The sequence below is a fragment of the Paracoccus sp. 22332 genome (assembly GCF_052045125.1).
In the GTDB taxonomy this organism is placed as follows: Bacteria; Pseudomonadota; Alphaproteobacteria; order Rhodobacterales; family Rhodobacteraceae; genus Paracoccus; species Paracoccus haematequi_A.
Genome location: NZ_JBQEOI010000094.1, coordinates 1 through 3922, shown reverse-complemented (window position 1 = coordinate 3922; position 3922 = coordinate 1). Strand labels below are relative to the sequence as shown.

Sequence of the window (3922 nt, the reverse complement as noted above, 5' to 3'; positions counted from 1 at the left end):
CTAAAGCGTTTCGGGATTAACCTGCGACATAGCCAGCTGCCTGAAAGTAGTTCCAGCACTCAGCGGGCGTGAACATTCCGCAGATGTCTCGGAGCGCGTCGAACAGTTCGGTAAAGGTGCGTGCGCCGACCTTGCGCAGATGCGCTTTGAGCTTCGAGAACGCCTGCTCGATGGGGTTCAGGTCTGGGGAGTATGGCGGCAGGTAGAGAAACCAACAGCCAGCCTGCTTGATGGCTTTGGCTGCCTCGACGTTCCGGTGTGTCGCGAGGTTGTCCAGGATGACAACAGTGCCGGGCATCAGTTCCGGCACCAGAACCTTTTCGACGTAGGCGGCGAAGGCAGGTCCGTCCATCGCGCCCTTGATGACCCAAGGGGCAATCAGGCCGTTCTGGGTCAGTCCTGCAATGAAGGTCTGGCTGTTCCAGTGTCCGAAGGGCGCGTCCATGGCGAGCCGCTCACCGCAGGGAGCGCGACCAGGGAGGCGGGTAAGGTTCGTTTTGATGGACGTCTCATCAATGAACACAAGCCGTTCCGGCTGGCGCCGCATTGCAGGCAAGCGGCGCGTCAACCAATCGTGCCGGGCCTGCCTTACCCTTGCGCGGCCCCGTTCGCTGGCCACCAGCGATTTTTTTTATAGGTGAAGCCGAGCCGCGACAGCAGCGCGGCAATGGAGGAATGGTGAACTTCGACACCTTCCGCCATCGCTAGGGCGTCGCGCAGCTCGAAGAGCGTGATGTCAGGATCCTGGGTGACCAGTTCCTCGAACAACGCCTGATAGGGCGCGAGCTTGCCTCGCCCAAGAGGGCGGCCCTGAGGCGCGGGATGAGCGTGACCGCGTGTCCGGATCAACTGTGCCCACCGTGCGCCTGTTGCAGCTGACACCTTCAAGCGCATGGCTGCGGCACGGCCGCTCAGTCCCTCTTCAATATACCGCTGAAACCGCGTCCGAAGCGCATTCGGCAAAGGTGCTGACATGACCCATCCTCCCCGAACAAGAGGAGCACAAACTGGGTCTTGCAGGAATCCCTCTGCGATTCACGTTTTTACCGAAACGCTTTAACGGTCACATCCCGTGGCCAACAACAGGCAGCAGCCCGAAGGCACCAAGTGCCATCCAGAGAGCCATGCCTATCATCATCAGGTTTTCCGTCAGCGACACGAAGCCCAGGGGCACATTGCTCGATCCGCCGACGCATGCACATTTGAGTTCGCGCCGATCCAGATAGACGGCCTTGAAGACCGAGACCGCACCGATCGTGCCGATGACCAGGGCAATGGGAACGGACAGCCAAGTCAGCGCGCCTGCGATCATCAGGATGCCCGCCAGTCCCTCGGCGAAGGGGTAGATGTAGGAATAGGGCACCCACCGTTTGGCCAGCAGGTCGTAGTTCAGAAACATCGTCGCGAAGCTTTCGACGTTCTGCAGCTTGAGCAGAGCCAGGATGGCCATGCTGAAGGCGATGAACCATTCGCCGGCGCGGAGGGTAAAGGGCGTGCCATAGACGGCAAAGCTTGCGGCAAGCGCCATCAGAAGCGTCATGCCGAACAGGGCCATCACTGGGCGATAGCTTGTGGCCTTGGGATCGGTGACACGCTTTCCTAGAAAGCGCCGCAGGTCATCGTAGCCGCCGATGCGCCGGTCATCAATGAAGATCTGCGGCGTGGTCGCGACATCATGGCTGGCCTTGAAGGCCTCGACCTCCTGCCGCGTGGCGAGATGATGGTCCTCGACCGCAAAGCCCGACCGTTTGAGCAGGTCGAGGGCCTTGAGCCCATAGGGGCAGGTGTGATCCGGCATCATTATCCGGTGAAGTTGGGCCGTCTTAACAACGGCAGAGACGGCAGCATCCGACATTTTGAAGTCTCCTTGCTATTCTTGTCTTGGAGCGAGTCGGATCGTATATAAGTCCTGTACCATAGTACGGAATCAAGAGGCAAAATTGCTGACGATTGGAAAACTTGCCGAGGCCGGCGGCGTCGGCGTTGAGACCATCCGCTTTTACCAACGCAAGAAACTATTGCCGACGCCGGCGCGTGCTGGCGGCATTCGTCGATATGATCAAAAGGTCCTGCGCCAGCTCCGCTTCATTCGCAAAGCGCAACAGGCTGGCTTTACGTTGGAGGAGATCAAGGAACTTATCGAGCTGGACTCCGGACATGACCACGATCGCGCACAACATATGGCACAGAAGCGGCTAGCCAAACTTGATGAGCAGATCGCTGAACTACAGCGCGCCCGGGCCAGCCTGCAAAGACTTGCAGAGGCCTGTGCGAAAGACCAATCAGGAGCTTGCCCTATTCTCTTTGCGTTCGACGACTAGATTCTGCTCTGAAGGCAGGTAAGCTAAAGGCCGCCACATGGAACTCGAATAACGGCTCTGAAAACCTTCATCGATGCCTGCTTCGATTGAGGGCAGCAACCCAGACCAATACGGCATTCGATGCATGTGCAAAACGGTCAAGCGCAGTCGCCGAACGGCTGCGCCTGGGGCGGACGCAGCCTTGCGCAACACAGCAGCATGCGTGGAGGCTCAAGCGCTTTGGTTCTTGTCAGGCATAGATCATCACAGGGGTGCGGAGCTGCAGCATTGCATAGACATCCTCGATCTCTTCGTCGGTGAGTGCGATACAGCCGGCTGTCCAGTCCCGATTTTTGGGTGCCAGTTTTCGGCCCTCTAGGCCACGACCGTGGAACATGATGTCGCCGCCCGCATCGCGGCCGACCTGTGCGGCATAGGCCTTGTCCTGCTCATTTGGGTAGGAAATGCCAACAGACAGGTGATAACGACTGCGCGGGTTGAAGCGGTCCACGAAATAAAGCCCTTCGGGGGTTTTCCCATCTCCCTCGAACTGCTTGTGACCAACAGGCTGATTGCCCAGACCAAAATCATACGACTTCAGCACGGTTTGTCCGTTGAGCAGGTGCATTCTGCGTTGTGCCTTCTGGACCATTACCTGTGTGACAGGAGGGCCGAAGTAATGCTTGAACTCAGGAGCACCACCTGTGCGGTTTGATGATCCCGACCTCCCACATGCGGCAAGAGCAGCCATCAATCCCAAGGAAAGGTAGGTCATGTTGACAAATGGCGGAGCCAGAGGCGGATCGACGTGATGTCGATGAAGCCCAGGAAGCTTTCGGCGGTCTTGTCGTAGCGGGTGGCGACGCGACGGGCATTCTTGAGCTTGTTGAAGCACCGCTCAACGAGATTGCGCAGGCGGTAGAGCCTGCGGTCAACGGCGACCCGTAGCTTCCGGGTTTTGCGCATGGGGATGACCGGCACCACGTCGCGCACCTCCATGGTCTTGCGGATGTTGTCGGAGTCGTAGCCGCGGTCTGCGAGCAGAACGCTTGGCTCGGGCAGGTTGTCAGCCATGACCAGATCGAAGCCGAGGTAGTCCGATGTCTGCCCGGCCGTGATCTCGGTTCTCATGGGCAGGCCTGCCGCATTGACCCGCAGATGGATCTTGGTCGTGAAGCCACCTCGCGAGCGGCCGAAACCTTGGCGCGGAGTCCCCCTTTTGCGCCCGCTGCCTGATGATGAGCGCGAACCACGGTGCTGTCGATCATCTGCAGCGCATCCGGCACGATCCGGCTCTCGTTCAGCGCCTCCAGGATCTGTTCCCACAGCCCCGCCAACGTCCAGCGCCGGAACTGCCGATAGACAGACGACCATTTGCCGAACTCTTCCGGCAGGTCGCGCCAGGGCGACCCCGTTCGGGCGATCCAGAAAATCCCATCCAGAACAAGCCGATGGTTCGTGGGCTTGCGGCCGTTCGGAGAACGGACAGCCAGGATGAAGCGTTCAAAGAACGCCCACTCGTCGTTCGACATCAGGTTTCGTGCCACGCTGGTCTCCATTGCAGATACCAGCTTGAATCACGATCACCGCGCCCGGTGAATCCCTTTTGTCAACACGCCCTA

General features: G+C 59.2%; 4 protein-coding genes and 1 pseudogene. 1 reads left to right on the top strand and 4 read right to left on the bottom strand.

Translation table 11 applies throughout. From position 1 onward, the window contains the following. Positions 1-16: 16 nt before the first annotated feature. Positions 17-975, bottom strand: a protein-coding gene (locus ACTJI6_RS23730) for an IS630 family transposase (RefSeq protein WP_440803214.1) whose coding sequence is annotated in 2 segments (ribosomal slippage) — positions 17-631 and positions 634-975 — 957 coding nt in all. Because the reading frame shifts where the segments join, the coding sequence is not laid out codon by codon here. 88 nt (positions 976-1063) lie between these two features. Further along, the gene (locus tag ACTJI6_RS23725; RefSeq protein WP_440804206.1) at positions 1064-1855 is read right to left on the bottom strand and encodes a MauE/DoxX family redox-associated membrane protein; all 792 of its coding nucleotides are present in this window, start codon (positions 1853-1855) and stop codon (positions 1064-1066) included. 85 nt (positions 1856-1940) lie between these two features. Here ACTJI6_RS23725 and ACTJI6_RS23720 point away from each other — a divergent pair, with 85 nt between their 5' ends. Then, entirely contained in the window at positions 1941-2321 is a 381-nt protein-coding gene (locus tag ACTJI6_RS23720) for a MerR family transcriptional regulator (protein ID WP_440804203.1), read from the top strand. Positions 2322-2550: 229 nt separating this feature from the next. On the opposite strand, the gene ACTJI6_RS23715 is transcribed toward ACTJI6_RS23720, so the two are convergent. Together ACTJI6_RS23715 and ACTJI6_RS23710 are read right to left on the bottom strand one after the other, a co-directional pair. Further along, positions 2551-3075, bottom strand: coding sequence for a L,D-transpeptidase family protein (locus ACTJI6_RS23715; protein ID WP_440804200.1), 525 nt, complete (start codon positions 3073-3075; stop codon positions 2551-2553). Beyond that, positions 3072-3832: pseudogene (locus ACTJI6_RS23710) on the bottom strand (IS5 family transposase). Before ACTJI6_RS23710 ends, ACTJI6_RS23715 begins: the two are co-directional and overlap by 4 nt. Positions 3833-3922: the final 90 nt, after the last annotated feature.

Coding starts and splice junctions, on each gene's coding strand:
- ACTJI6_RS23725 (WP_440804206.1), bottom strand. CDS start 1,855: ATGTCGGATGCTGCCGTCTCTGCCGTTGTTAAGACGGCCCAACTTCAC.
- ACTJI6_RS23715 (WP_440804200.1), bottom strand. CDS start 3,075: ATGACCTACCTTTCCTTGGGATTGATGGCTGCTCTTGCCGCATGTGGG.